The 25,308-nt window shown below is 61.1% G+C and carries 23 protein-coding genes and 1 pseudogene; 11 read left to right on the top strand and 13 right to left on the bottom strand.

Translation table 11 applies throughout. The annotated features are described in order from the left end of the window. Window position 1: 1 nt before the first annotated feature. Together ACXYMO_RS12245 and ACXYMO_RS12240 are read right to left on the bottom strand one after the other, a co-directional pair. Window positions 2-685, bottom strand: coding sequence for a LysR substrate-binding domain-containing protein (locus ACXYMO_RS12245; protein ID WP_458879082.1), 684 nt, complete (start codon window positions 683-685; stop codon window positions 2-4). Window positions 686-772: 87 nt separating this feature from the next. Then, a pseudogene (locus tag ACXYMO_RS12240) lies at window positions 773-916 on the bottom strand (LysR family transcriptional regulator); the annotation flags it as partial. Between the two features lie 97 nt (window positions 917-1,013). On the opposite strand from ACXYMO_RS12240, the gene pcaC reads away from it, so the two are divergent. The 7 genes from pcaC to ACXYMO_RS12205 all read left to right on the top strand — a co-directional run bounded on the left by pcaC (window position 1,014) and on the right by ACXYMO_RS12205 (window position 7,115). Then, a complete protein-coding gene (gene pcaC / locus ACXYMO_RS12235; RefSeq protein ID WP_458878968.1) occupies window positions 1,014-1,400 on the top strand; it encodes a 4-carboxymuconolactone decarboxylase in 387 nt (128 codons plus the stop codon). Continuing rightward, window positions 1,397-2,119, top strand: coding sequence for a protocatechuate 3,4-dioxygenase subunit beta (gene pcaH, locus ACXYMO_RS12230; RefSeq protein ID WP_458878967.1), 723 nt, complete (start codon window positions 1,397-1,399; stop codon window positions 2,117-2,119). The genes pcaC and pcaH overlap by 4 nt, the downstream gene beginning before the upstream one ends. 2 nt (window positions 2,120-2,121) lie before the next feature. Further along, window positions 2,122-2,721 carry a protocatechuate 3,4-dioxygenase subunit alpha gene (gene pcaG, locus ACXYMO_RS12225; RefSeq protein WP_458878966.1) on the top strand — a complete coding sequence of 200 codons (600 nt, stop codon included), beginning with the start codon at window positions 2,122-2,124 and terminating at the stop codon, window positions 2,719-2,721. A 7-nt stretch (window positions 2,722-2,728) separates the two neighbouring features. After that, window positions 2,729-3,565 carry a beta-keto acid cleavage family enzyme gene (locus ACXYMO_RS12220; protein WP_458878965.1) on the top strand — a complete coding sequence of 279 codons (837 nt, stop codon included), beginning with the start codon at window positions 2,729-2,731 and terminating at the stop codon, window positions 3,563-3,565. 202 nt (window positions 3,566-3,767) lie between these two features. Then, window positions 3,768-4,775 (top strand): GTP 3',8-cyclase MoaA, encoded by a 1,008-nt coding sequence (gene moaA, locus ACXYMO_RS12215; protein ID WP_458878964.1) that lies wholly within the window; start codon window positions 3,768-3,770, stop codon window positions 4,773-4,775. Next, window positions 4,775-6,085, top strand: a complete 1,311-nt coding sequence (locus ACXYMO_RS12210; RefSeq protein ID WP_458878963.1) for a 3-deoxy-D-manno-octulosonic acid transferase — start codon at window positions 4,775-4,777, stop codon at window positions 6,083-6,085. Before moaA ends, ACXYMO_RS12210 begins: the two co-directional genes overlap by 1 nt. Beyond that, window positions 6,078-7,115 (top strand): glycosyltransferase family 4 protein, encoded by a 1,038-nt coding sequence (locus tag ACXYMO_RS12205; RefSeq protein ID WP_458878962.1) that lies wholly within the window; start codon window positions 6,078-6,080, stop codon window positions 7,113-7,115. Before ACXYMO_RS12210 ends, ACXYMO_RS12205 begins: the two co-directional genes overlap by 8 nt. Window positions 7,116-7,195: 80 nt before the next feature. On the opposite strand, the gene ACXYMO_RS12200 is transcribed toward ACXYMO_RS12205, so the two are convergent. From ACXYMO_RS12200 to ACXYMO_RS12185, 4 genes are read right to left on the bottom strand one after another with little or no spacing between them, the layout of a single operon-like run. After that, on the bottom strand, window positions 7,196-8,359 hold the full coding sequence (locus ACXYMO_RS12200) for a M20 aminoacylase family protein (RefSeq protein ID WP_458878961.1): 1,164 nt from the start codon (window positions 8,357-8,359) through the stop codon (window positions 7,196-7,198). 24 nt (window positions 8,360-8,383) lie between these two features. After that, window positions 8,384-9,550: a M20 aminoacylase family protein gene (locus ACXYMO_RS12195; RefSeq protein ID WP_458878960.1), complete on the bottom strand. Its 1,167-nt coding sequence runs from the start codon at window positions 9,548-9,550 to the stop codon at window positions 8,384-8,386. Further along, window positions 9,551-10,720, bottom strand: coding sequence for an acetylornithine deacetylase (gene argE / locus ACXYMO_RS12190; protein ID WP_458878959.1), 1,170 nt, complete (start codon window positions 10,718-10,720; stop codon window positions 9,551-9,553). A 3-nt stretch (window positions 10,721-10,723) separates the two neighbouring features. Continuing rightward, window positions 10,724-12,544, bottom strand: coding sequence for an ABC transporter ATP-binding protein (locus ACXYMO_RS12185; protein WP_458878958.1), 1,821 nt, complete (start codon window positions 12,542-12,544; stop codon window positions 10,724-10,726). Window positions 12,545-12,814: 270 nt separating this feature from the next. On the opposite strand from ACXYMO_RS12185, the gene ACXYMO_RS12180 reads away from it, so the two are divergent. The 4 genes from ACXYMO_RS12180 (at window position 12,815) to ACXYMO_RS12165 (ending at window position 17,844) form a co-directional block, all read left to right on the top strand. Further along, complete coding sequence (locus tag ACXYMO_RS12180) at window positions 12,815-14,521, top strand: peptide ABC transporter substrate-binding protein (protein ID WP_458878957.1); 1,707 nt, start codon at window positions 12,815-12,817, stop codon at window positions 14,519-14,521. A gap of 91 nt (window positions 14,522-14,612) precedes the next feature. Continuing rightward, complete coding sequence (locus ACXYMO_RS12175) at window positions 14,613-15,620, top strand: ABC transporter permease (protein ID WP_458878956.1); 1,008 nt, start codon at window positions 14,613-14,615, stop codon at window positions 15,618-15,620. After that, entirely contained in the window at window positions 15,613-16,560 is a 948-nt protein-coding gene (locus tag ACXYMO_RS12170; RefSeq protein ID WP_458878955.1) for an ABC transporter permease, read from the top strand. The genes ACXYMO_RS12175 and ACXYMO_RS12170 overlap by 8 nt, the downstream gene beginning before the upstream one ends. Window positions 16,561-16,770: 210 nt before the next feature. After that, window positions 16,771-17,844, top strand: a complete 1,074-nt coding sequence (locus ACXYMO_RS12165) for a YeeE/YedE family protein (RefSeq protein WP_458878954.1) — start codon at window positions 16,771-16,773, stop codon at window positions 17,842-17,844. On the opposite strand, the gene ACXYMO_RS12160 is transcribed toward ACXYMO_RS12165, so the two are convergent. From ACXYMO_RS12160 to ACXYMO_RS12130, 7 genes are all read right to left on the bottom strand, one after another. Continuing rightward, window positions 17,780-19,060 (bottom strand): DUF3422 family protein, encoded by a 1,281-nt coding sequence (locus ACXYMO_RS12160; RefSeq protein ID WP_458878953.1) that lies wholly within the window; start codon window positions 19,058-19,060, stop codon window positions 17,780-17,782. The two genes, ACXYMO_RS12165 and ACXYMO_RS12160, sit on opposite strands and share 65 nt — an antisense overlap. A 242-nt stretch (window positions 19,061-19,302) precedes the next feature. After that, window positions 19,303-20,061 carry an enoyl-CoA hydratase-related protein gene (locus ACXYMO_RS12155; protein ID WP_458878952.1) on the bottom strand — a complete coding sequence of 253 codons (759 nt, stop codon included), beginning with the start codon at window positions 20,059-20,061 and terminating at the stop codon, window positions 19,303-19,305. Between the two features lie 196 nt (window positions 20,062-20,257). Beyond that, entirely contained in the window at window positions 20,258-21,691 is a 1,434-nt protein-coding gene (locus tag ACXYMO_RS12150) for an NAD(P)(+) transhydrogenase (Re/Si-specific) subunit beta (RefSeq protein ID WP_458878951.1), read from the bottom strand. A gap of 14 nt (window positions 21,692-21,705) precedes the next feature. Beyond that, complete coding sequence (locus tag ACXYMO_RS12145) at window positions 21,706-23,277, bottom strand: Re/Si-specific NAD(P)(+) transhydrogenase subunit alpha (RefSeq protein ID WP_458878950.1); 1,572 nt, start codon at window positions 23,275-23,277, stop codon at window positions 21,706-21,708. A 122-nt stretch (window positions 23,278-23,399) separates the two neighbouring features. Next, on the bottom strand, window positions 23,400-23,852 hold the full coding sequence (locus ACXYMO_RS12140) for a methyltransferase family protein (RefSeq protein ID WP_458878949.1): 453 nt from the start codon (window positions 23,850-23,852) through the stop codon (window positions 23,400-23,402). After that, window positions 23,849-24,262 (bottom strand): rhodanese-like domain-containing protein, encoded by a 414-nt coding sequence (locus ACXYMO_RS12135; RefSeq protein ID WP_458878948.1) that lies wholly within the window; start codon window positions 24,260-24,262, stop codon window positions 23,849-23,851. Before ACXYMO_RS12135 ends, ACXYMO_RS12140 begins: the two co-directional genes overlap by 4 nt. Then, window positions 24,259-25,209: an MBL fold metallo-hydrolase gene (locus ACXYMO_RS12130; RefSeq protein ID WP_458878947.1), complete on the bottom strand. Its 951-nt coding sequence runs from the start codon at window positions 25,207-25,209 to the stop codon at window positions 24,259-24,261. Before ACXYMO_RS12130 ends, ACXYMO_RS12135 begins: the two co-directional genes overlap by 4 nt. Between the last annotated feature and the right edge of the window lie 99 nt (window positions 25,210-25,308).

The raw sequence follows: 25,308 nt of genomic DNA, 5'->3' as shown, positions 1-25,308 counted from the left end.
ATCACGCCATGCCACTGGCGCAGAACATCAGGCATTCAGACAGGACGCTTCGCTCGACACTCAGCGGCGCGGAACGCGACACGCTGATACCAACGGGCCCTGACAAAAGCGGCGACGCGAGATCCACGACAAGCAACGTTTCCAGCCGCAATTCTTCTGCGACCACCCCTCGCGAAATGAACCAAAGCATATCCGAGGATTGAACGATCTTCCGCCCGACTGGCAAGGCGACGGTTTCGAAATCGCCACGCATTTCCGGCAAACCAATGCTGGACAGGTATCGGTCGACCGTTCCGGAAATCACGGCCCCTTTCGGCGGCAAGATAAGGGGAAATTGCCCAACGCTGTCCTCTGGCGACGGCGTCTTCAGGATTGGGTGACCGGGGCGACACACCAATACCACGTCTTCGACGTAAAGCTGCTGGAACGTCACACCCGAAGCCGCCTCTCCCTCTGGCATGCGGCCCACCACAAGATCGAGTGATCCATCGCGAAGCTGGTTGAAGAGCAACCAGTTTGGCCCGGTCAGAATATGCAACCGGACGTTTGGCGCTTCTTCGCGAAACCGCAAGGCGGCGCGCGGCAAAAGATCGGTCGAGGCCGTCGGCAATGCACCGACCGACAACCGGACCGACGCGCCGCCATCCTTGGCCAAGCGGTCGTGCCCGCGCATGAGTTCGGTCATTGAGGCGGCAGCATGGCTTTGAAATACCCGGCCCGCTTCGTTCAACCGCAGTCCGCGCCCGACCCGGTCAAAGAGCTGTGCGCTCAAAATCTCTTCCAATTCCTTCAGGCTGCGCGAGACCGCAGGCTGCGTGACATTAAGCCGATCCGCAGCGATGGACACGCTTTCGACGCGCGCGATTTCAAGAAAGCACCGCAGGTGTCGAAGGCGGAGGTGAGCATCCCAATTCATAATCCTGATGTTATCATTTATTCCATAAATATCAATATTTAGAACAAAAATGAACAGTTATGCGTAGCTACAACAAACAAAACATCAGGAGCTTTCCATGTTGGACGACCGCGTTGACCGAGGGATGAAAACCCGTCGATCTGTTCTGGGCGATACGCATGTGGACAAAACCGAAGCCGCAAAAACCGATTTTGACACAGCGTTTCAAACTCTGATCACTGAAGCTGCCTGGGGCACGGTTTGGGCGTCAGACGCGATCTCGAAACGCGAACGCTCGATGATCACGCTGGCCTTGCTGGCCGCGACGAAGAATTTCGATGAAATCCCGATGCACATCCGTGCAGCCGCCAGAACCGGCGCGACGAAACAAGATGTGATCGAAGCCTTTCAGCACGTCGCGATCTACGCAGGCGTTCCCGCCGCAAACCACGCGATCAAGCTGGCTAAACAAACCTATGCCGAGATGGAGGAGCAAGACCAATGAAAACCGGAGAACTCATTCAGCGTGATCGGGAGTGGCACCCCCCGGCTTACACGAAGGATTACAAGACCAGCGTTGCCCGTTCACCGCGCAACGCGCTGCTGTCGCTTCAGAATTCAGACAGCGAGTTGACCGGCCCGACCTTCGGCCACTCCGATATCGACCCTCTGGACAATGATCTGATCCGTAATTATGCGAAATCCGGCGACCCAATCGGCGAACGGATAATTGTTCACGGGCGGGTACTGGATGAACACGGCCGTCCCGTTCCGAACACCTTGGTCGAGATCTGGCAGGCCAATGCAGGTGGCCGCTATCGGCACAAGAAAGACACCTACCTTGCCCCGATTGATCCGAACTTTGGCGGATGCGGACGCACGCTGACCGACGATCAGGGGTATTATGTGTTCCGGACGGTCAAACCCGGTGCATACCCCTGGCGCAACTGGGTCAACAACTGGCGGCCTGCACATATCCACGTTTCGGTCTTTGGCACAGCCTTTGCGCAGCGTCTGATCACCCAGATGTATTTCGAGGGTGATCCGCTGATCGCCAAATGTTCCATCGTCAAGACGATCCCGGATCAGCGCGCCATCGACCAGCTTGTTGCGGCGTTGGATTTGAACGCAACCGTGCCGCTCGACAGCATTGCCTACAAGTTCGACATCGTTCTGCGCGGGCAGCGCTCGACCTTCTTTGAAAACCGGCCCGAGGGGAATTGATCATGGAACAGGCATTGAATTATCTAAAGGAATCCGCGTCGCAGACAGCTGGCCCCTATGTCCATATCGGGCTTGCTCCGGGCGCCGCCGGATTTGGCATCTACCGCAAGGAACTGGGCCACGACATTTCGGGTCCGAATGCCAAGGGCGAGAGGATCACTGTGACCGGTACCGTTTCCGATGGCACCGGTGCGCCGGTCAAGGATGTATTGATCGAGGTCTGGCAGGCCAATGCGGACGGCGTCTATCCCGGCAAGGGCGAGGTCGAGAATGGTTTTCGGGGCTGGGGCCGTGTGATCCCAGACTTCGAAACAGGCAAGTTTTCATTTGAAACGGTCAAGCCGGGCGCCGTCATGGGTCGGAACGACCGGCCGATGGCACCGCATCTGAACCTCTGGCTGGTGGCGCGTGGTATCAATATCGGCCTCAATACGCGGATGTATTTCGGGGATGAGGACAAGGCCAACGCCGCAGATCCCGTCCTGAATCTGGTCGAGCAGGCGCATAGACGTGAGACGCTGATCGCCAACGCCGACGGAAGCACCTATCATTTCGACATTTGCCTTCAGGGCGATGCCGAAACCGTCTTCTTCGACGTTTGAGGCCGACATGAACACACCTTGTATCATCTGCGTCGCCATCACCGGGTCGCTCCCGACGAAGGACAACAACCCTGCTGTACCGATCACGATTTCCGAACAGATCGAAAGCACCCATGAAGCCTTTGAGGCAGGTGCAAGCATCGCGCATTGCCACGTACGCGATGACGCGGGCAAGCCAACATCGGACCCGGAACGGTTCGCGCGGTTGAAGGAGGGCCTGGAAAAACACTGCCCGGGCATGATCGTGCAGCTTTCGACGGGGGGGCGGTCCGGCGCAGGTCGAGACCGCGGCGGAATGCTATCGCTCGCCCCTGACATGGCGTCGCTGTCGGTCGGCTCCAACAACTTCCCGACCCGTGTCTATGAAAGTAGCCCCGACCTGGTCGACTGGTTGGCCTCAGAAATGCTGGCCCACGATGTGAAGCCCGAGATCGAGGCCTTTGATCTGGGCCATATCGTACAGGCCACGCGTATGGCAGCGGACGAACGGCTCAAGGGGCCGCTCTATGTGCAATTCGTTATGGGCGTGAAGAATTCCATGCCCGCTGACGAGCCGATCTTCGATTTCTACATTGAGACCCTCAAACGGCTTGCCCCCGATGCGCAGTGGTGTGCCGCCGGGATTGGCCCTGCGCAACTGACAATCAACGAATGGTCGATTGCAAAGGGCGGCCACACCCGTACAGGTCTTGAAGACAACGTGCGGCTCGACCGCAATATGCTGGCGCCCTCGAATGCCGCGCTCGTGCGGCGCGCCGTTGATATCTGTGAAAAATATGAACGCCCGGTCGCCACCTGGGCGCACGCACGCGAACTCCTGGGACTGAGAAAGGTCGCAGCATGAAGAAGTTCTATCCTGATGCGAAATCCGCTTTGGGCGGTGTCCTGCATGACGGCATGCTGATCGCCGCAGGCGGCTTTGGGCGTTGCGGCATCCCGAATTACTGCTTGCCGCCCTCACCGACCATGCCCCCCCGACCAAAGCCCACCTCTTCGGCACATTATCACCCTTGCCGCGCCGGGGTGGGCGCTTTACCTATTGGGTCATGTCCGCACCCTTGATTGATCCCTTTGCCCGCGCGATCACCTACCTGCGCGTTTCCGTAACCGACCGGTGCGATTTCCGCTGTGTCTATTGCATGTCGGAAAACATGACCTTTCTGCCCAAGAAGGAACTGCTCACGCTGGAAGAGCTGGATCGCATGTGCTCGACGTTCATCGGGCTGGGTGTGGAAAAGCTGCGCATCACGGGGGGCGAACCCCTTGTGCGCAAGGGGATCATGACGTTTTTCAATGCGATGACCCGGCATCTAGACAGCGGCGCGCTGAAGGAACTGACGCTGACGACCAACGGCTCGCAGCTCGAAAAATACGCCGATGATCTTTATGCGGCGGGCGTGCGGCGGGTGAACATCTCGCTCGACACGCTGGACGATCAGAAATTCGCCGACATCACCCGCTGGGGCCGCCTGCCCCAGGTCATGCGCGGCATCGACGCGGCCCAGCGCGCGGGCCTGCGGGTCAAGATCAACGCCGTGGCACTGAAAGGGTTCAACGAACCCGAACTGCCCCAGATCACCCAATGGTGCGCAGAACGCGATATGGACCTCACCTGGATCGAGGTGATGCCGATGGGCGATATCGGCAACGAAAACCGGCTAGATCAATACTGGTCGCTGAAAGACGTGCGTGCGGCTTACGCCGAGCATTACACCGTGACCGACCTGGCCGAAAGTTCGGGCGGGCCTGCGCGGTACGTGCGGCTTGAGGAAACGGGACAGAAGATCGGGTTCATCACCCCGCTGACCCATAATTTCTGCGAAAGCTGCAACCGCGTGCGCCTGACCTGCACGGGTGAGTTGTTCATGTGCCTGGGGCAAGAGGACAACGCCGATCTGCGCACCGCCCTGCGCGACAACCCCGACAGCAACGAACCGCTGGAAGAGGCCATTCGCGCCGCCATCCTGCACAAGCCCAAGGGCCATGATTTCGACTATTCCCGCCAGAAGCTCGATGGTCAGATGTCCCGCCACATGAGCCACACAGGCGGCTGATGCCCCCCCTTTCCGGCGCCCCCACGCCCCTGTTTCGCATCTATCGGATGGCGACGCGGGTGATTGCCCCGTTGGCCTATCGCTCGGTCGCGCGCAAACTGCGCGCCCATGGCCTGCCCGGGGACCGCATCGCCGAACGCATGGGCCACGCAACCGAGCCCCGCCCCGAGGCCCCGGTGATCTGGTTTCACGCCGCCAGCGTGGGCGAAAGCCTGTCGGTCCTGACCCTCATCGCCCATCTGGGCCGTCGCTTGCCGACCCATGAGTTCCTGATCACCAGCGGCACCGCAACCTCGGCCGCGCTGATCACAAAACGCCTGCCGCCCCGCACCCGGCACCAGTTTCCGCCGCTGGACGCCCCGGCCCCGGTGGCCCGGTTCCTGAAGCACTGGCGCCCGGTTGCCGGTGTTTTTGTCGAAAGCGAGCTTTGGCCCGTCACCCTGGTCACCGCCCGCGCCAGCGGCGCGCGGCTAGCTTTGCTGAACGCCCGGCTGTCGGAAAAATCGGTGCGCGGGTGGTGCAAATGGCCCGACACCGCGCGGTTCATCCTGGATCAGTTCGCCGTGATGCTGACCCAGAACCGCAAGGCAACCGATAACCTTTTGGCCATGGGCGCCGATCCGGGCCGCGTCAGCACCGGCGTGAACCTCAAATCCACATCCGACCCTTTGCCGGTCGATGGGGTCACACGTGACAAAATCGGCGCGGCGCTGGCCGGACGCCCCACATGGGTGGCCAGCTCCACCCACGCGGGCGAGGAAGAAACGGTTGTCGAAGCGCACAAGCACCTGCTTGCGACCCACCCCGACCTGTGCCTGCTGCTCGTGCCCCGCCACCCCGAACGCGGGGAGGAGGTTGCAGCATTGCTGGCCGAGGCCGGGCTCACCACGGCGCGCCGCACCAAGGGCGAGGCGATCACCCCGCAAACGCAGGTCTATCTGGCCGATACCCTGGGCGAAACCGGTACGTGGTACGCGCTCTCGCCCATCGTGTTCCTTGGCGGGTCACTGCTCCCCATCGGCGGGCACAACCCGTTTGAACCGGCACAGTCGGGCGCGGCTGTGCTGACTGGCCCGCATGTGACCAACTTTGCCGAAACCTTCGACCCGCTGATCGCCCTTGGCGGCGCGGTTCGAATCCGGGAGGCCAGGGAACTTTCCCAGCAGATCGACAACTGGCTGACCAATTCGGCCCTGCTTGAAACCGCCCGCGCCGCTGCCGGAAAATTCGCCACCTCCCGGCAAGCGGCCCTTGCCGACGTGGTTGAAACACTCTGCACCGCGCTGGCGCTGGACGATGGTCATGCCTGATCTCTTCGTCACCAATTTCAACCGCAATTTCACCGGAGTGTCGGCCACCGCCGCCAATGTGATCCGCCAGCAGGTCAAGACCCACGATCTTGCCCTTGTGGGGCATCCCCTCCCCGGGTGTCCCGATCCGATCACCCCCGCACAGGCGCGCGCCCTGTCGCGCATCCCGCCCCCAGGCAAGGCGTTTTCGATCTGGCACGTGCGCCGCAACCCGGAAATGCGCGCGGCCATCTGGGCGCGTGACGTGCTGCGCCTGCCGATCCGCATCGTGTTCACCTCGGCCGCACAGCGGCTGCACTCAGCCTATCCCCGCTGGCTGATCTCGCGCATGGATGCGGTGATTGCCACCACCGACAAAGCCGCCGAATTTGTGCCCCATGTGCGCGCCGTGGTGCCCCATGGCGTGGACACCGATCTGTTTCATCCCGCCCCTGATCGCGCCGCCGCATGGGCCGCGCTGGGATATGGGGGAAGCATGGGGATTGCCAGCGTCGGACGCATCCGCCCGGAAAAGGGTTCAGATCTGTTCGTGCGGGCCATGCTGCGCCTTCTACCAGATTTGCCCGGCGCAACCGCGCTGGTGATCGGGCGCTCCGCGCGCGAACATCAGGGGTTTCTGGGCGGGCTCAGGGCGCAGGTCAAATCCGCCGGCCTTGCCGACCGCATCCTGTTTCCCGGTGAAATCCCCGCCGCCGATCTGCCGGCGGTGATGCGCGCCCTGTCTTTGGTCATGCAACTGCCCCGGTACGAGGGTTACGGCATGGTTCCTCTCGAAGGCATGGCAAGCGGCGTGCCCTTTGTCGGCAGCGAGGCCGGATATTACCCCGCCTTTTCGACCCAGGGACGCAGCGGCGTGATCGTCCCGCAAGAGGCCCCCGATCAGGCCGCCGAGACCGCCCTTGCCCTGCTGGGCGATGCCGACAGGTTCACCGCCATGGCAACCGCCGCACGCGACATTGCCAGCCAAAGCTTTAGCGCCGCAGCCGAGGCTGCCGGGATCGAAGCCGTGTACGGCGCACTGTCAGGTTAATTTTCCCTTACCAAACAAATAATTAGCGGAAATTAATGTTTCGCGCGCGAAACATTTTTTCGCCAAGCCGTTGATATCGCTCAGGCCGCCGGCATCCGTTGTTCGACAACTTCGGCGAACCAGCTGCATCCGACCGGGATCGCCTCATCGTTGAAATTGTATTCCGGGTGATGCACCATCGCCGTGTCGCCATTACCCATCAGGATATAGGCGCCGGGGCGTTCTTCGAGCATAAAGGCGAAATCCTCGCCCCCCATCACCAGCGGTGCCTCGTTACAGGAACCACCCACCTGACGCGCCACGTCGGCGGCGAATTCGGTCTGTTCCTCGTGGTTGACCATGACCGGATAGTTGCGGTGATAGTTGACCTTGACCGTCCCGCCAAATGTACCCGCGATGCCGGAACAAATCTCACCGATCCGCTTTTCCGCAAGGTCGCGCATCTCGGCGCTCATGGTGCGCACGGTGCCTTTCAGTTCGACCCGCTGCGGGATCACGTTGAACGCCTTGGACGAGGTTTCAAACGAGGTCACCGACACGACCACCTGATCGATCGGGTCGGCATTGCGGCTGGCAATGGTCTGAAGCGCGAGAACCGCCTGCGAGGCCATCACGGTGGTGTCCACGGTATCATGTGGTTTGGCCGCGTGCCCGCCGCGCCCTTCGAATTCGATCTCGAACACATCGGTCGCGGCGAAAAACGCGCCCGGCCGGATCGAGAAACTGCCGATCGGCTGACCGGGCCAGTTATGCATCCCGTACACTTCCTGAATGCCCCAGCGGTCCATCATGCCATCGTCGCACATTTCCTTGCCGCCGCCGCCGCCCTCTTCGGCGGGCTGAAAGATCACCACGACCGTGCCGTCGAAATTGCGCGTCTCGGCCAAGTATTTCGCCGCCCCCAACAGCATCGCCGTGTGCCCGTCATGGCCGCAGGCATGCATCGCGTTCGGCGTTTTCGAGGCATAGTCCAGCCCCGTCTGTTCATGGATCGGCAGGGCATCCATATCCGCCCGCAGCCCGATCACCTTGCCCGATGTGTCGGATTTGCCCTTGATCACACCCACGACCCCGGTGCGCCCGATCCCGGTCACCACCTCGTCACAGCCGAAGTCCTTCAGCTTGTCCGCCACCAGCGCGCTGGTGCGGTGGGTTTCAAACAGAATTTCGGGGTGCTGGTGAATGTCACGGCGCCATTCGGTGATTTCATCCTGCAATTCGGCAAAGCGGTTCTTGACGGGCATTTTCGTATTCTCCTGTTCTTTGGTTCACGCCGCGGGCATGCGGCGTTCGACGACCTCGGCGAACCAGCTGCAGCCAACCGGGATCGCCTCGTCGTTGAAATTGTATTCGGGGTGATGGACCATCGCCCCCTCGCCATTGCCCATAAAGATATAGGCGCCGGGGCGTTCTTCCAGCATGAAGGAAAAATCTTCGCCCGCCATGATGGGCGGCGTGTCGCGGTCGACCTTTCCGGCCACGATCTCGGCAATATCGGCGGCGTAATCGGTGTTGTCCGGCGCGTTCACCGTCACCGGATAGCCCCGCTCATAGTCAATATCGGCGCTGCAGCCATAGGCCTGCGCGGTCAGGGTGACAATCTGTTTCAAGCGCTCTTCGGCCAGGTCGCGCACTTCGTTCGACAGGGCCCGCACGGTGCCCCGCAGCAAAACCGTCTGCGGAATGACATTATGCGCCTCACTGTCGCTGCGGAAGGTGCAGACCGACACCACCACCTGATCCAGCGGATCGACATTGCGCGAGGCGATGGATTGCAGGGCGATCAGCACATGCGCGGCGGCGAGGTTTGTATCCACCGCCTGATGCGGCGCGGCGGCATGGCCGCCCTTGCCGGTGATGGTGATGTCGAACTGATCCGCCGAGGCCAGCAGCGGCCCGGTGCGAATGGCAAATTCACCCACCGGATGGCCGGGCATGTTGTGCATGCCATAGACCTCCTGAATGCCCCAGCGCTCCATCAACCCTTCTTCGCACATCACGCGGCCACCGCCGCCGCCCTCTTCGGCGGGCTGAAAGATCAACACGACGGTACCGTCGAAATTGCGCGTCTCGTTCAGGTATTTCGCGGCGCCCAGCAACATCGCCGTATGCCCGTCATGGCCACAGGCGTGCATCTTGCCCGGATGGGTGCTGGCATAGTCCAGCCCCGTCGCCTCGGAAATGGGCAGCGCGTCCATGTCGGCGCGTAAACCGATAACCCGGCCCGAGGTATCGGTCCTGCCCTTGATCACTGCCACGATCCCGGTTTGCGCGATCCCTGTCGTGATATCCTCGATCCCCATCTCGCGCAGCCGGTCCTCGACATAGGCTGCGGTCTTGGAAAGATCGAACTGAAGTTCGGGGATGGTGTGCAGATGCCGGCGCCAGCCGGTGATTTCATCATGCATTTCGGCAAGGCGGTTCTTGATCGGCATTTACTGTCCTTCCTGTAATCTCGCGACCAGCCGGTCCATGAAATCAACCCCGGCGTTGAACTGCGCGACGGTAATGAATTCGTTGGGCTGATGCGCCTGGGCAATGTCGCCCGGCCCGCAGACCACGGCGGAATATCCCGCCGCCTGAAATTGCCCGGCCTCGGTGCCATAGCTGACCACATGGCTGGCATTGTCGCCGGTGATGGCGCGGGCAATCGATTCGGCCTCGCCATCCTGTTCAGGGCGCAGACCGTCGACGTTGAACAGCGGTTCGATCTCGATCCCGCTGCTGGGCTGGATCGCCTTCATCCCCTGTTCGACGCAGCGCACCTCATCCTCAAACGCCTTGGCCCAGGTTGCCTTGTCCTCGCCGGGAACGACCCGCATTTCCATGTCGAACCAGCAATCCTTGGCCGTGATGTTACGCGCGGTGCCGCCCTGGATGCGGCCCACATGCATGGTGGTGAACGGCGGGTGGAACATGGCGGCTATGGGCGTGGGCGTCCGGGACTGGGTTTCGGCGTTGGTACGATTGATCCAGTCGATGATCCGCGCCGCCTCCATCACGGCGCTGACGCCCGTGGGCAAAAGCGAGGAATGAACTTCGAACCCGGTCACCCGTACGGTAAAACCCTGCCCGCCCTTGTGCCCGGTCACCGCTTTCATCATCGAGGGTTCCCCGACGATCACGGCCGATCCTTTGGGCAGGACCGGCTGCATCGCCTCGATCATCGGCGGGGCACCAGTGCATCCGACCTCTTCATCGAAACTGAGCGCAATTTGCATCGGGCGTTTGACGCCACGCTTTTTCGCCTCGACCAGCGCCCAGATGGCCATCGAGTCATAGCCCTTCATGTCGCAGGTGCCGCGCCCGAAATATTTGCCGTCCTTTTCGATCACTTCGAACGGATCGCTGTCCCAGGGCTGGCCATCTACCGGCACGACATCGGTATGCCCGGACAACACGACGGCCCCTTCCTCCCACGGGCCGACATGGGCAAACAGCGCCGCCTTGGGCTCATCCGGTTTGTAAAAGCGGTGCGCTTCGATCCCGTGGCTGTTCAGATATTCCTCGACCCAATCGACCAGTGGCAGGTTGGTATCGCGGCTGACGGTCGGAAAGGACACCAGCCGGTCCATGATGGCCTTCGCACTGAGGGTTTCAGGCATGATTCAGTATCCGCTGTCGGTCGTCAGGACGAAATGCCCCGGCTCAACCTCATCATAGACCGAGGGTTCGGCCACATAGTCCAGACCATGGATTGGCGACGGGATCGGTTTGAAGTTCAGATCCTTTTCCGATTTGCGGCGGCGCGGGTCGGCGATGGGCACCGCCTTCATCAGCGCCTGAGTGTAAGGGTGCTGCGGGTTCTCGAACACCCGCGCGCGCGGACCCAGTTCGACGATCCGGCCCAGGTACATCACACCGACTTGATGGCTGACCCGTTCGACCACGGCCATGTCATGGCTGATGAACAGGAAAGAAAGTCCCAGATCGGCCTGCAACTCCATCATCAGGTTCAACACCTGCGCCTGAACCGACACGTCCAGCGCCGAAACGGCCTCGTCCGCGATGATCAGCTTGGGGTTCAGCGCCAAGGCGCGCGCAATGGCGACACGCTGGCGTTGCCCGCCCGAAAGTTCGTGGGGATAGCGGCGCATGAAGCTGCGCGGCAGTTCGACCCGGTCAAACAGCATCGCGACGCGGTCCTTGATTTCCTGCCCCGAGCGCGTGCCGTAGTTGCGCAGGGGTTCGGACACCTGGTCCATCAGCTGCATCTGCGGATTGAGTGAGGCAAAGGGATCCTGAAAGATCATCTGCATATCCAGACGCGCCTTGCGCAGCCCCGGGGCATCCAGCTTCATGATATCGACACCATCAAGGTCAATTTCGCCCGACAGCGGTTCGACCAGCCGCAGGATCGACCGCCCGGCGGTGGATTTGCCACAGCCAGATTCGCCCACCAGCGACAGGGTTTGCCCCTTGTTGAGCGTGAACGAGATATCCTCGACCGCGTGCACGTTGGCCACCGTGCGGCGCAGGAAACCGCCCTTGACCGGAAACCGCGTGGTCAGGTTCTTGACAGTCAGCAGTACCTCGTCCGTACCAGGGATCGGTTCGATCTTCTGCCCCTCGACCCCCATCAGCTTCATCGGTTCGGGGGCGGCCTTGCCCCGCATTTCGCCCAGTTTGGGAACGGCAGCCAAAAGCGACTTGGTATAATCGTGCTGGGGGTTTTCGAAAATTTCCTCGACGGTGCCCTCTTCCACCTTGTTGCCGCGGAACATGACAACGACACGGTCGGCCATCTGCGCCACCACCGCCATGTCATGGGTGATGAACATCACGGCGGTGCCGGTTTCGCGTTTCAACCGGTCCATCAGCGCAAGGATTTCGGCCTGGATGGTCACGTCCAGCGCCGTGGTGGGTTCGTCCGCGATCAGCAATCGCGGCTCGCAAGCCATGGCCATGGCGATCACGACGCGCTGGCGCATGCCCCCTGACAATTCGTGCGGATATTGCTTCAGCCGGCGCTCGGGTTCGGGAATGCGCACCTCGCGCAGCAGGGCCAGCGCGCGCTGTTCTGCCTGGTCGCGGGTCATCCCCTTGTGCACGCGCAGACCCTCGGTCAGCTGACGGCCGATGGTGAACACCGGGTTCAGGGCGGTCATCGGCTCCTGAAAGATCATCCCGATCTCGTTTCCGCGAATCTGGCGCATCAGATCCTGATCGGTCTGGGCCAAATCGAGATCGGTGCCTGTTTTTCGGTCAAACAGCAGCTGGCCACCGGCAATTTTGCCGCCGCCAAATTCCACAAGACGCATCAGCGACAGCGAGGAAACCGATTTTCCCGATCCCGATTCGCCGACGATACAGACCGTTTCGCCCGGGTTTACCGAGAACGAAACATTCTCAACCCCAACGACAGGGCCATCTTTTGTTTGGAATTCTACCCTGAGTTCCCTGATCTGTACGATTGGCTGATCCAGCACATCCGCCCCCATTTTAAACAGAGCCCAACGCTAAGGCGGGGCCGAGGGCAGTGTCAAATGCCGTAAACACTTTCGCGACGGCAAGGCTTGCAATTTTTTCAAACTCTGTTTCGATACGCTGGTATCCGTAAACGGGGGGCGAGACGCAGCGCGTAATGTGATCTGCGGCTTTCTTCTTATGTAATAAGTATTTCCCCCGATCGGCACGACCCTCATCCGCGGGTCAAGCGGAACCAAAGAGACACAAACGTGTCCAACAAGGAGTGTAACATGAAAACGAAAGCCCTATTGCTAGGTGCGATTGCCGGTACGTGCATGGCCCCCATGGCCATGGCCGAGCGTGGCTCGGACGGTAATGTCAGCATCATTTATTGGCAGGCCCCATCCATTCTGAACCCCTATCTGTCCGGCGGTACGAAGGACGTGGAATCCTCGTCTCTGGTCGTTGAACCGCTTGGCCGTTACGACGAAACCGGCGCGCTGGTTCCTTTCCTGGCCGAGGAAATCCCGACCGTCACAAATGGCGGCGTCAGCGAAGACCTGACCTCGATCACATGGAAACTGAAGTCGGGTCTGCTGTGGTCCGATGGCACGCCGGTCACATCGGCGGATGTTAAATTCACCGCGGAATATTGCATGCACCCCGAAGGTGGCTGTGCGCAGCTGTCGTTCTTTGATGGCGTGGAGGCGGTCGAGGCGATTGACGATCTGACCGTCAAGGTGACGTTCAATCAACCCAAGCCGAACCCCTATGGCCCGTTCATGGGTGGCCAGTCGCCCATCATCCAGATGAACCAGTTCAAGGATTGCCTGGGCGCCAAGGCCCCGGAATGCACCGAGGCCAACTTTAACCCGATCGGCACCGGCCCCTTCGTGGTTGATGAATTCAAGCCGAATGACGTGATCACCATGTCGGCGAACCCGAACTATCGCGATCCGAACAAACCGGCCTTTGCCACGCTGACCTTCAAAGGCGGCGGCGATGCGACCGCGGCGGGCCGTTCGGTTCTGGAAACCGGCGAATTCGATTACGCCTGGAACCTGCAGCTGGCCCCCGATGTCATCGCCAAGATGGAAGAGGCTGGCAAAGGTATCGCCATTGCAGGCTTTGGCCCGCTGGTCGAGCGTCTGGAAATGAACATGACTGATCCGTCGCCGTCGCTGGACGCCGATACCCGGTCAACCGTTGCCGCACCGCACCCGTTCCTGTCGGATCCGGCCGTCCGCGAGGCGCTGTCGATGGCCATCGACCGTCCGCTTCTGGTCGAAGTCGGCTATGGCAAAGCGGGTAAGCCGACCTGTGATCTGGTCCCTGCCCCTGATCTGTACTCAGCCAAGAACGAGCATTGCTTTACCCAGGATATCGCCGGCGCGAACAAGATGCTGGACGATGCAGGCTGGGTCAAAGGCAGCGATGGCATCCGCGCCAAGGACGGTGTGCGCCTGTCGATCGTCTATCAGACCTCGACCAACGCGGTGCGCCAGGATTTCCAGGCTCTGATCAAACAGTGGTGGAGCGAAATCGGTGTTGAAACCGAATTGCGCAACATCAACGCGTCGGTCTTCTTTGGCGGCGACCCGGGCAGCCCCGACACCTTCCAGAAGTTCTATGCCGATGTGGAAATGTACGCCAACACGTTCAACGGCACAGACCCCCAGCAGTATCTGGCGGCCTATCGTTGCGGAAACGAGCCCAAGCCAGCCAGCCAATGGCAGGGTGAAAACATCAACCGTTTCTGCGATCCGGCCTATGACGCCCTGATTGACGAACTTGCCCGCACGGGTGATCTCGAAAAGCGCGGTGAAATCGCGATCAAGATGAACAACATGCTGACCAAGGACACCAACACGATTGTACCGCTGGTGCACCGTGGCCGTGTTTCGGCGCATGCCAATTCGCTGGGCGGCGTTATCCTGAACGTCTGGGACAGCGAACTGTGGAACGTTGCCGACTGGCATCGCAAGCAGGGTTCGTAACCTGAAACCCGTGCCGCCCCTGCCCCGTGGGGGCGGCACGATTTTTTGGTTCTCACAAGAATAATAAGACTAAGCTGCAAAGGCGTCGCGCATGCTGACCTTCACCATAAGACGTTTGGTCCTGGCCATTCCGACGCTTTTGTTCATCAGTCTTGTCATTTTCCTTCTGCTCGAACTCGCCCCCGGCGACCCGATGGCCCAGGTGCCCCTGACCGTCCCGCCCGAGGTCAAGGAAAAGATGCGCGAGGCCCTGGGCCTGGGGGAGCCGATGCACATCCGGTTCTGGAAATGGCTGGTGCAATTCTTCTGGATCGAGCCGCAGGTTCTGATCGATTATCTCTTTGGCACCTCCTTTTCCGAAGGCGACCTGCGTGTCATCAGCTGGCAGACCCGCTCGCCCGTGATGGACATCGTGGTTCAGCGCATTCCCCAGACCATCTGGGTGGTCGGCACCGCCTATATCGTCGGTATCCTGATTGCCCTGCCCATCGGCATTTATTCCGCCTACCGGCAGTATTCGGTGTTTGATCAGGCCGGGACGTTCATCACTATGATCGGCTTTTCGATCCCGCCGTTTTTCACCGGCCCGCTGATGATCGTGATCTTTGCTGTCAACCTGGGCTGGTTGCCCTCGGTTTATGACACCACCCATGTCGTCGACGACTGGGCCAGCTTCAAGGTGCAGCTGCGCCAGATGATCCTGCCGGTGATGGTTCTGGCACTCCAGACCACGGCGCAGATCAGCCGCTATATGCGCGCCTCGATGCTGGACAACCTCAACCAGGACTACGTGCGAACCGCCCGCGCCAAGGGGCTGAGCGAGGCGGTGGTCGTCATGGTGCATGTGCTGCGCAATTCGATGATCCCCGTGGTCACCGTGATTGCCCTGGGCATGCCCGCGATCTTTGGCGGCGCCATCATTACCGAGGTGATTTTCAAGGTGAACGGCATCGGCCAGTTGCTGATCACCGCCCTGTTCGCAAATGACCTGCCGATGGTGCAGACGCTGACCTTCATCTTTGCCGTGCTGATCGTTCTGTTCAATCTGATCGCCGATATCCTGTATGGCGTGCTTGACCCGAGGATCCGATATGACTGATCTCTCCAATGCCGTCACAGCCAATCCGCCGCGCAGCCAGTGGCGCGATGTCTGGTCGCAATTCTCCAAGCACAAGGGCGCCTTGCTGGGGGGCGGGTTTCTGGTGCTGATCACGCTGGCCGTCCTGTTCGGTCAGTTCATCTGGAACGTGGACCCACAAAAGATCGACTACCGCAACCGCGATCTGCGTCCGATCTACGTGGCCCTGATCGACAGCGAGGCCAAGACAAACTGGGCCAACCCGCTGGGCACCGATCAGCTGGGCCGCGATGGTCTGGCCAACCTGATCGCTGGCGGGCGCGCCTCAATGGCGGTGGGCTGGGCCGCGATGTTGTTGACCCTGTTCATCGGTACGGTGATCGGCGTGATGGCCGGATTCTTTCGGCGGCTGGACGGGCCGCTCATGCGACTGACCGACCTGTTCCTGTCACTGCCGATCCTGCCCCTGCTGCTTGTGGCGGTGACCCTGTTCCGGGAACCGCTGCGCGCCAGTTTCGGGCCCGAGGGCGGCATGTTCATCCTGATCGTGTCGATCATCGGTATCACCAGCTGGATGCCCACGGCCCGCATCGTGCGCGGGGATGTTCTGGCGCTGAAGGAACGTGAATTCGTGCTGGCCGCCCGGTCGATCGGGACCACCAACAGAAACCTGATCACCCGCCACATCCTACCCAACGTGCTGAGCCCGATCATGGTCTCGGCCACGCTGGGTCTGGCGACCGCAATCATCACCGAAAGCGCGCTGTCCTTTCTTGGAGTCGGCTTCCCGTCCGATTTCCCGACATGGGGCAAGATGCTGGCCGACGCGGTCGACCGTATGGTCGAATTCCCCGAGCGGGTCATGCTGCCCGGTCTGGCAATCTCGCTCACGGTGCTGAGCGTGAACTATCTGGGCGACGGTCTGCGCGACGCGCTGGACCCGCGTATCCGCGGACGCTGAGGCGCAGATAAGGACAATCTGACCATCCCGAACGCCCCGACCGCCGGGGCGTTCGTCATTCTGGACATCTGTGAAACAGAAGCCCGCCGACTCCCTCCGCATACGGGAAAATGTTCCGGTCTGACCCCGTGACCCCCAGTGAGAAATGCTTGATTGCGCTCATATTCTGCCCCATCTGGGAAATTATTCTGAAAATGCGCGAGATACATCATGTTTGAGTCATTTGGTTTCGAGGAAACCACCGCACAGCAGGTCAGCGTTCTGTTTGGTCTGGGGTTGGGCATCCTGTTCGGCATTCTGGCCGAGCGCACAAAGTTCTGTTTTCGCCGCGCCCTTGTGGGCGAGGACCGACGCACCGCGCTTGGCGTCTGGCTGACAGCTCTGGCCACAGCGCTGCTGGGCACACAGGCCGCGGTTTGGTTTGGACTGATCGATTTTGGCGAACACAGGTTCATGGCCAGCGACCTTCCGGTGGCTGCAATTGTCATCGGCGGCCTTCTTTTCGGGGCGGGCATGGTTCTGACGCGCGGATGCGTGTCGCGCCTGACGGTTCTGACCGGCACCGGCAACCTGCGGGCCGCATTGGTTCTGGTTGTCTTTGCCATCACCGCCCATGCGACGTTGAAGGGCATTCTGGCACCATTGCGCACCACGTTGGGTGGTTTCACCGTCGACCTCGGCAACGGCGCCTCGCTCGCCGCCCTGCCCGGCGGCGCGTTGGCCATCTCCGCGCTCATCGCCATGGCCGCATTGGTCATCGCCCTGCGCTCGGGGAATCGGGCGCGCGTTCTGATCGGCGCGGCCCTCTTGGGCCTTCTGGTCCCGCTGGGATGGGTCGGGACAGGCTTTATCCTGTTTGACGAATTCGACCCGATCGCAATGGAAAGCCTGTCCTTTACAGCGCCGTCGGCCGAAGGGTTGTTCTTCGTCCTCGCCTCTACCGCCATTCCGGCGGGCTTTGGCAGCGGGCTGATCGGCGGCGTGCTTCTGGGCGCGTTGGTCGCCGCGCTGACCTTTGGCAGCTTCCGCTGGCAAAGCTTTGACGCCCCGCGCCAGACCGGGCGTTACCTGGCCGGCGCCGCGCTGATGGGGGTTGGCGGCGTGTTGGCCGGCGGCTGCACCGTAGGGGCCGGGCTGGCCGGAGTTCCAACGCTCAGTATCGCTGCGCTGCTGGCCATCGCGTCGATCGCGGCAGGGGCGCTGATCCTGAACACGGTGCTTAGCCCAGCTGCTTTCGTATCCGGCGCACCATCCACCACACGAGGCCTACAACCGGCAGAGTGATGAGGGCGGTCAGCATGCCCTTGCTGATCCCCGTCGCTTCGGTCAGCGGATAGACAAGGTAGCTGGCCAGCGACACCGCGTAATAGCTGATCGCAACCACCGACAGCCCCTCGACCGTGTGCTGCAGTCGCAGCTGCAGGTCAGCCCGGCGGTCCATGCTCTCAAGCAGCGCCTGATTCTGGGCGCTGCGCTCGACATCGACCCGCGTGCGCAGCAGATCACCGGCACGGATCGCCCTGTCGGCCAGCGCCGAAAGCCGCGCCTCGGTCGATTTCACTGTGCGCATGGCGGGCTGATACCGCCGCATCATGAATTCATTGAACAACTGACGCCCGTTGAACCGCGCCTCGCGCAGCGCGTCGATCCGTTCCTTTACGATTGCCTCATAGGCACCCGTCGCCCCAAACCGAAAGGACGAGCGGGCCGCCATGGTTTCCAACTCGGCGGAGATCGACAGCAGATGCGCCAGCGTTTCGTCTGACGGGTTCTTGTCGCCCGTCATCTCGATCATCAGTTCGGTCAGTTGATTGTCCATCTTGCCGATCGGCCCCGATAGCGCGCGCGCCCGCGAAAACCCGAGCATCGACATGGATTTATAGGTCTCGATCTCGCACAGGCGCTGCACCACCCGGCCCAGCCGCCGCTGACCGGTGTGCGGGCTGGCAAAGACCGCGAACCGCAGATGCCCTGCCGGATCGATCCGGAAATCGCCCGCCACCACGGCCGCGTCCTCCAGAACCCGCGCGACCGCCACGCTTTCCGGAACGAACCAGTCGTTCAGATCCGACTCGATCGCGTCGTCCCCCGGATGGGACAGCAGCCGCACATTGACCGACGTGATCCGCTGACCGGGAACCTGCGCCAGCCATTCATCGGGAAAGACATCGAAATCATGCGGATCAAAGGCCCGCTCACTGATGCCCTCGACAAAGGCCGTATAGGTGACGAATTCGGTATGCTGTTCCCATTTCAGGATGTGCCGCCCGATCTGCCCCGAATAATGCGTTGCACCCGGTTTGGGATGTGCCGCGCCATGCCGGTCGAGCAGCTTTATCAGATGTGCCAGATCCCCGCCCCGGTCCCGCGATACTGCATCGTCCGGCTGTTTGATCGCCAGAAACACTACGGTGCAGGGCGTCGCCATGGTCGGAAACGGGCGCGCGTGCAGTTCGTTGGCCAGTTCATATCGCAGCGGATGATCGGGAATGACAGACATGGGCAATCCTTGTTTGCGCACGACCATAGCGCAGCATCCCTGACAATGAAAGTTTAATGTTTAATATCAGTGCCTTATGTGAATACAATCGCATACCGGCCACAGATCCCTTCATCTTACCCAAAAAACTCACGCCGGAGGCACCGCGCCGAAAAGGGCGGCGCAAACAAATGGCACGCGCCAAAGGCGCACATGAGTTGCCGCCGATCCGGTGTTCATCTGACGCCCGGCGGCGCGCCTGATCAGCGATAGACCGGCACGCGTTTCTCGCGCAGGGCGGCAACGCTTTCGGCAAAATCGGGCGAGCCCAGTTGCTGTGCAAAGGCCAGTGCCTCGGCCTCCATCTGGGCGGCAATCACGTCGCGTTGCGTGCGGATCAGCGCCTTGGAGCGGCGCAGCGCAGTGGGCGATGCAGCGGCCACGCCCGCCGCGATCGCGGCGATTGCGTCCTGGAACCCGTCATCCGGCAGCATCCGCGCCACCAGCCCGTGTTGCAGCGCCTCCACCGCGCTGAGGGTGCGGCCCCCCAGCAGAATGTCATTGGCCACCGCCATGCCCACCGTCTGCGGCAACAGGATCGACGATCCTGCCTCGGGCACTAGGCCCAGCCGCACGAACGGGGCCGAGAATGTCGCCGCCTGCGCCGCATAGACCAGATCGCAATGCAGCAGCATGGTCAGCCCGACACCGATGGCCGGGCCGTTTACCGCGGCGATCAGCGGCTTTTCACAGTCCCGGATCGCATGCAGGAACCGGATCACCGGCGGTATGCCCTGGATCTTTGCGCCCATGGCAAAATCCTGCAGATCATTGCCGGCGGTGAACATGTCTCCTGCCCCGGTGATGACAAAGGCGCGTGTCGCATCCTCCGCCCCATAGGCCGTGATCGCATCGGCCATGGCACCGTACATGGCCTGGGTCAGCGCGTTCTTCTTGTCCTCGCGCGTGATGGTCAGGGTGGTGACCCCGTCGCGGGAGCTTACTGCGATGTTCTCGCTCATCTGAAATCCTTTGGATTGGAATGATCACTGGGGCCGGATACCCAAAGGCCTAGGAAACATACCCCCGCCGGTCAATTGCCGGGGCATGTGACGTTGCGACCCGCGGGATCGTCAGTTCAGCCGCCCCCCCTGGCAGCTGTTCAAAGAAAAAAGGCGCCACAAAGGGCGCCTTTTCCAATGTCGATTGCCGATGGGATCAGTCGATCATCGTCAGCAGCTTGTCCAGCGACGCCTTGGCATCGCCATAGAACATGCGCGTGTTCTCCTTGAAGAACAGCGGGTTTTCGATGCCCGAATACCCTGTGCCCTGACCACGCTTGGACACGAACACCTGCTTGGCTTTCCAGCATTCCAGAACCGGCATGCCGGCGATGGGGCTGTTGGGGTCCTCTTGCGCGGCGGGGTTCACGATGTCGTTCGATCCGATCACGATGGCCACATCCGTATCCGGGAAGTCATCGTTGATCTCGTCCATCTCAAGCACGATGTCGTACGGCACCTTGGCCTCGGCCAGAAGCACGTTCATGTGCCCGGGCAGACGGCCCGCAACCGGGTGAATGGCGAAACGCACGTTCTTACCCTTGGCGCGCAGACGGCGGGTCAATTCGGCCACGTTCTGCTGGGCCTGTGCCACGGCCATGCCGTAGCCGGGGATGATGATGACGCTGTCGGCGTCCTCCAGGGCCGCGGCAACGCCATCGGCCTCGATGGCGATCTGCTCGCCCTCGACCTCCATCGCCGGACCCGAGGTGCCGCCAAAGCCGCCCAGGATCACGCTGATGAACGACCGGTTCATCGCCTTGCACATGATATAGGACAGGATCGCACCGCTGGAACCGACCAGCGCGCCGACGACGATCAGAAGGTCGTTGCCAAGGCTGAAGCCGATCGCCGCAGCCGCCCAGCCCGAGTAGCTGTTGAGCATCGACACAACCACCGGCATGTCCGCCCCGCCGATCCCCATGATCAGGTGATAGCCGATGAAGAAGGCCATCAGCGTCATGATCACCAGCGGCAACAACCCACCTGTGTTGAAGTACCAGATCAGGCAGAGCAGCGAGATCGCGGCCGCGCCAGCGTTCAGCATGTGGCCGCCCGGCAGTTTTGTCGCCGCCGAGGACACCTTGCCCGCCAGTTTGCCATAGGCAATCACCGAGCCGGTAAAGGTTACGGCACCGATGAACACACCCAGGTACAGCTCGACCCGCAGAATGGCGACTTCGACCGGTTCTTTCTTGGCCAGAAGGGCAGCAAACCCTTCAACCGCCTTTTTGGCGGTGTCGTCCATGGCCAGAACACGCCCCAGTTCGATATGGGCGATATAGCCCACGAACACGGCTGCAAGGCCGACGAGCGAGTGCATCGCCGCGACCAGTTCGGGCATTTGCGTCATCTGAACACGGGTGGCCAGTTGATAGCCGATCAAACCGCCACCGATGACCAGCGCAATCGACAGGAGCCACAGGCCCGACCCGGGCCCGATCAGCGTGGCGAAAACCGCCAGCGCCATGCCCACGATACCATACCAAACAGCGCGCTTGGCGCTTTCCTGTCCCGACAGACCGCCAAGCGACAGGATGAAGAGGACGGCTGCGACGACATAGGCCGCCGTTGTAAATCCGAATTCCATTGTCCCCTAACTCCTTAAGATTTCTGGAACATGGCGAGCATGCGCCGTGTCACGAGGAAGCCGCCAAAGATGTTGATCCCGGCCATGAAGACCGAAAGCGCGGCAAGGAGGATCACCAGGAACGATCCCGATCCGATCTGCATCAGGGCGCCCAGAATGATGATCGACGAGATCGCATTCGTGACAGCCATCAGCGGGGTGTGCAGGCTGTGCGCCACGTTCCAGATCACCTGGAAACCGACGAACACGGCCAGCACGAACACGATGAAGTGCTGCATGAAGCTGGCCGGAGCCACAAGGCCCACACCAAGCAACAGCGCCGCGCCGACAGCCAGCAGGGTCACCTGCTGCTTGGTCTGCGCCTTGAAGGCGGCGACCTCTTCGGCGTGTTTTTCTTCGGGGGTCTTTTCCTTGACCTTTTCCTTCGGCTTGGCCGCGATCGCCTGAATTTTTGGCGGCGGCGGCGGGAAGGTCACGGCCTTTTCATGGGTGATGGTGGCGCCACGGATGACGTCATCTTCCATGTTCTGATCAACGACGCCGTCCTTTTCAGGGGTGAGATCGGTCATCATGTGACGGATGTTGGTCGCATAAAGCGTCGAGCTTTGCGCCGCCATCCGGCTGGGGAAGTCAGTGTATCCGACGATGGTCACGCCGTTGTCGGTGACGATCTTTTCGTCCATCACCGTCATCTTGCAGTTGCCACCCTTTTCCGCCGCGAGGTCGACGATCACCGAGCCGGGTTTCATGGCCTTGACCATGTCTTCGGTCCAAAGCTCGGGCGCTTCGCGGTTCGGGATCAGCGCGGTGGTGATCACGATGTCCATGTCGGGCGCCAGTTCGCGGAACTTGGCCAGCTGTGCGGCAGCGAATTCCGGGCTGGAAACCGAGGCATAACCGCCGGTTGCGGCGCCGTCCTGCTGTTCTTCCTCAAAGTCGAGGAACACGAATTCCGCGCCCATGGATTCGACCTGTTCGGCCACTTCGGGGCGCACGTCAAAGGCATAGGTGATCGCACCCAGGCTGGTGGCTGTGCCGATCGCGGCCAGACCGGCAACGCCGGCGCCGACAACCAGAACCTTGGCCGGGGGCACTTTGCCCGCGGCAGTCACCTGACCGGTGAAGAAGCGGCCAAAGTTGTTGCCCGCCTCGATCACGGCGCGATAACCGGCGATATTGGCCATCGACGACAGGGCGTCCATTTTCTGGGCACGCGAAATACGCGGCACCATGTCCATGGCGATGACGGTCGCACCCTTGTCGGCAGCCTGTTTCATCAGGGCTTCGTTCGCTGCCGGATAGAAGAACGAAATCAGCGTCTGGCCTTCGCGCAGGCGCTTGACCTCGGCCTCGGTGGGCGGACGCACCTTGGCCACCACATCGGCGGCCTTAAACAGCGCAGCGGCGGTTTTTACCACCTCGACGCCCGCATCCTTGTACAGCTGGTCCGAAAACCCGGCTTTTTCGCCAGCGCCGGATTCGATAACACAGTCATGCCCCAGCTTTTGCAGGGCCAGAGCACTGTCCGGCGTCATCGCCACACGGTTTTCACCGTCGATTATTTCTTTAGGTGTCCCTATTTTCACCGATTGGTCCCCTCATCGTCTGTTCCGGCGGAAGGCCGGTTCGGCAGTTCCGCATTCCACTACCTTGCACACCGTCAATGCGCAAGCACCCGCGCCATCGCGCGGGTAATAATTGCAAAGTATCACAGCCATCTGCGAACTTTTTGTTCGTACCGGGCAAAGTCGGCCCGGAATTTCCGGCGCATCCTGTTCTCTTCGGGTATAACGAAGCGTTTTTCGATGACCCAGACAAAAATGGGGATCAGTGGCAGCGACAGAACAGCGTCAAACCGCAGGATCAGCCCGGCCAGAATCATCGCATCCCCCAGATAGATCGGATTGCGCGACCGCTTGAATATCCCCGACTGGATCAACGCATCGGGTGTGTTGTGCGGGATCACCGTCGTGCGGTGGCGGCGGAACTCGGCAAAGGCCAGCAGCATCAGCACGACACCGCCCCCCACCAGAAGGCCACCGGCGAAATCGGCCCAGGCCCCTCCGAAATGCAGACCCGCCGTGTAAAACCGCGCCTGCGCCCAGGCCAGCACAATGGACCCGGCCAGCCAGACCGGGGGCATGTCCAGCCACTTTGTCATTCGGGTTTATATGCGGCCGTTTCCAGCCATCCGTTGCGCCCCGTCTGCAGCACCAGAACGTTTTCGCGTCCCAGCACCCGCGCGGCAAAAGCCGCCTGCGCCGACAGAGACCCGGTATTGCAGAACAGAACGACAAGCCCCGTTTCGGGCAGGTCGTCCAGACGGCCCGGAACCTCACGCCATTCGATGTTGACGGCGCCGGGAATGGTGCCTGCCGCGAACTGCTCCGCATCGCGCGTGTCGACAAAGAGAACAGACCCGAACACATCCTCGGTCAGTTGCTCGGGCAGGATGATGCCCGCCTCGTAGGTGGCAAAATCCATGTACCCGAGGATTTCATCCTCAAGCTCACCGGCGAAAGCCGGTGTCGCCAGCGCCAAAGCGGCCGCGATGAAGATGTGTCGTATCATTCCCATTCCATTTCTTCGAACACGCGACCCGCGTTTTTGGTTGCAAGTTCCTCGAACGTATCCAGATTTGCCCAGCGCGATTGATCCACGTAATAGGCCCCGGCCAGATCGCCGCCCTCGTCGATATGCGCCCCGATTTTGGCGCGCAAATCCGTCAGATAGTCATAGGTATAACGCCGCACCTGCGCCAGATTGGTCGGGTGCCCGTGCCCCGGAATGACATAAGTCGGATTCAGCGGTTCCAGCTTGGTTTCCCAGGTTTCCAGCCAGCAGCTTGTGCAGGTGTGCGAAAAGATCGGCAACATCCGCTCATGAAAGGCGATATCGCCCGCGATCATGATGCTCCACTGCGGGATCCAGACCTGAACATCGCCCGGGTCGTGCGCGGGCCCCAGATGCAACACCTGAACTTCCACCCCGCCCAGCGTGATGTCATAGCGGTCCTCGAACGTCAGGTTGGCATGTTCCACGCGGCTGCCTTCGGCCTTGTCGCGGTTATAGCGTTCCATGTTCTGAAAGATGAAATCGCCATTCTTGGTGGTTTCCTCGACCGCGTCCACATGGGCCAGGATATCGACCCCCTGATCGCGCCAATAGCCATTGCCAAGCATCGCGTGGCCCTGCCCGTTTTCGTTGATCACCAGAACGACGGGCTGGTCAGTCACGGCCTTGATCTCGTCATGCAGGGCCTTGGCCAGACGGCTCGAGGCCCCGCCATTGATAACCACCACACCTTCGTCGGTCACGATGAAGGACAGGTTGTTGTTGTGACCCGAATTTTCATAGCGCGGCGGCGCGGTCGCCCCGATGGCGGAAAACACATGCGGGATCACCTCGACCGGTTTGGAATACAACTCGGACTGCGGATACTGATCGTCGATGTCTTCACTGGCGCCCAAGGACGTGGCGATAACGGTGGCAAAAACGCTGGCGATTATGTGTCTCATGATCCCTCCCTGACTCGCGGCACACATTCACAGTATCGAATTGGTAAGTAAAAGCGACCAGATACCGCAGCCTTTGACGGGGCTTGCCAGTGCCGCCGC

It is taken from the genome of Arenibacterium sp. CAU 1754, from assembly GCF_054482635.1.
The sequence above is the reverse complement of the archived record's forward strand: the minus strand, read 5'-3'. Positions and strand labels throughout refer to the sequence as shown.

Excerpts from the sequence above, each read along its gene's own strand:
- ACXYMO_RS12245 (WP_458879082.1), bottom strand. The coding sequence starts at position 685 with ATGACCGAACTCATGCGCGGGCACGACCGCTTGGCCAAGGATGGCGGC.
- pcaC (WP_458878968.1), top strand. The coding sequence starts at position 1,014 with ATGTTGGACGACCGCGTTGACCGAGGGATGAAAACCCGTCGATCTGTT.
- pcaH (WP_458878967.1), top strand. The coding sequence starts at position 1,397 with ATGAAAACCGGAGAACTCATTCAGCGTGATCGGGAGTGGCACCCCCCG.
- pcaG (WP_458878966.1), top strand. The coding sequence starts at position 2,122 with ATGGAACAGGCATTGAATTATCTAAAGGAATCCGCGTCGCAGACAGCT.
- ACXYMO_RS12220 (WP_458878965.1), top strand. The coding sequence starts at position 2,729 with ATGAACACACCTTGTATCATCTGCGTCGCCATCACCGGGTCGCTCCCG.
- moaA (WP_458878964.1), top strand. The coding sequence starts at position 3,768 with ATGTCCGCACCCTTGATTGATCCCTTTGCCCGCGCGATCACCTACCTG.
- ACXYMO_RS12210 (WP_458878963.1), top strand. The coding sequence starts at position 4,775 with ATGCCCCCCCTTTCCGGCGCCCCCACGCCCCTGTTTCGCATCTATCGG.
- ACXYMO_RS12205 (WP_458878962.1), top strand. The coding sequence starts at position 6,078 with ATGCCTGATCTCTTCGTCACCAATTTCAACCGCAATTTCACCGGAGTG.
- ACXYMO_RS12200 (WP_458878961.1), bottom strand. The coding sequence starts at position 8,359 with ATGCCCGTCAAGAACCGCTTTGCCGAATTGCAGGATGAAATCACCGAA.
- ACXYMO_RS12195 (WP_458878960.1), bottom strand. The coding sequence starts at position 9,550 with ATGCCGATCAAGAACCGCCTTGCCGAAATGCATGATGAAATCACCGGC.
- argE (WP_458878959.1), bottom strand. The coding sequence starts at position 10,720 with ATGCCTGAAACCCTCAGTGCGAAGGCCATCATGGACCGGCTGGTGTCC.
- ACXYMO_RS12180 (WP_458878957.1), top strand. The coding sequence starts at position 12,815 with ATGAAAACGAAAGCCCTATTGCTAGGTGCGATTGCCGGTACGTGCATG.
- ACXYMO_RS12175 (WP_458878956.1), top strand. The coding sequence starts at position 14,613 with ATGCTGACCTTCACCATAAGACGTTTGGTCCTGGCCATTCCGACGCTT.
- ACXYMO_RS12170 (WP_458878955.1), top strand. The coding sequence starts at position 15,613 with ATGACTGATCTCTCCAATGCCGTCACAGCCAATCCGCCGCGCAGCCAG.
- ACXYMO_RS12165 (WP_458878954.1), top strand. The coding sequence starts at position 16,771 with ATGTTTGAGTCATTTGGTTTCGAGGAAACCACCGCACAGCAGGTCAGC.
- ACXYMO_RS12160 (WP_458878953.1), bottom strand. The coding sequence starts at position 19,060 with ATGTCTGTCATTCCCGATCATCCGCTGCGATATGAACTGGCCAACGAA.
- ACXYMO_RS12155 (WP_458878952.1), bottom strand. The coding sequence starts at position 20,061 with ATGAGCGAGAACATCGCAGTAAGCTCCCGCGACGGGGTCACCACCCTG.
- ACXYMO_RS12150 (WP_458878951.1), bottom strand. The coding sequence starts at position 21,691 with ATGGAATTCGGATTTACAACGGCGGCCTATGTCGTCGCAGCCGTCCTC.
- ACXYMO_RS12140 (WP_458878949.1), bottom strand. The coding sequence starts at position 23,852 with ATGACAAAGTGGCTGGACATGCCCCCGGTCTGGCTGGCCGGGTCCATT.
- ACXYMO_RS12135 (WP_458878948.1), bottom strand. The coding sequence starts at position 24,262 with ATGATACGACACATCTTCATCGCGGCCGCTTTGGCGCTGGCGACACCG.
- ACXYMO_RS12130 (WP_458878947.1), bottom strand. The coding sequence starts at position 25,209 with ATGAGACACATAATCGCCAGCGTTTTTGCCACCGTTATCGCCACGTCC.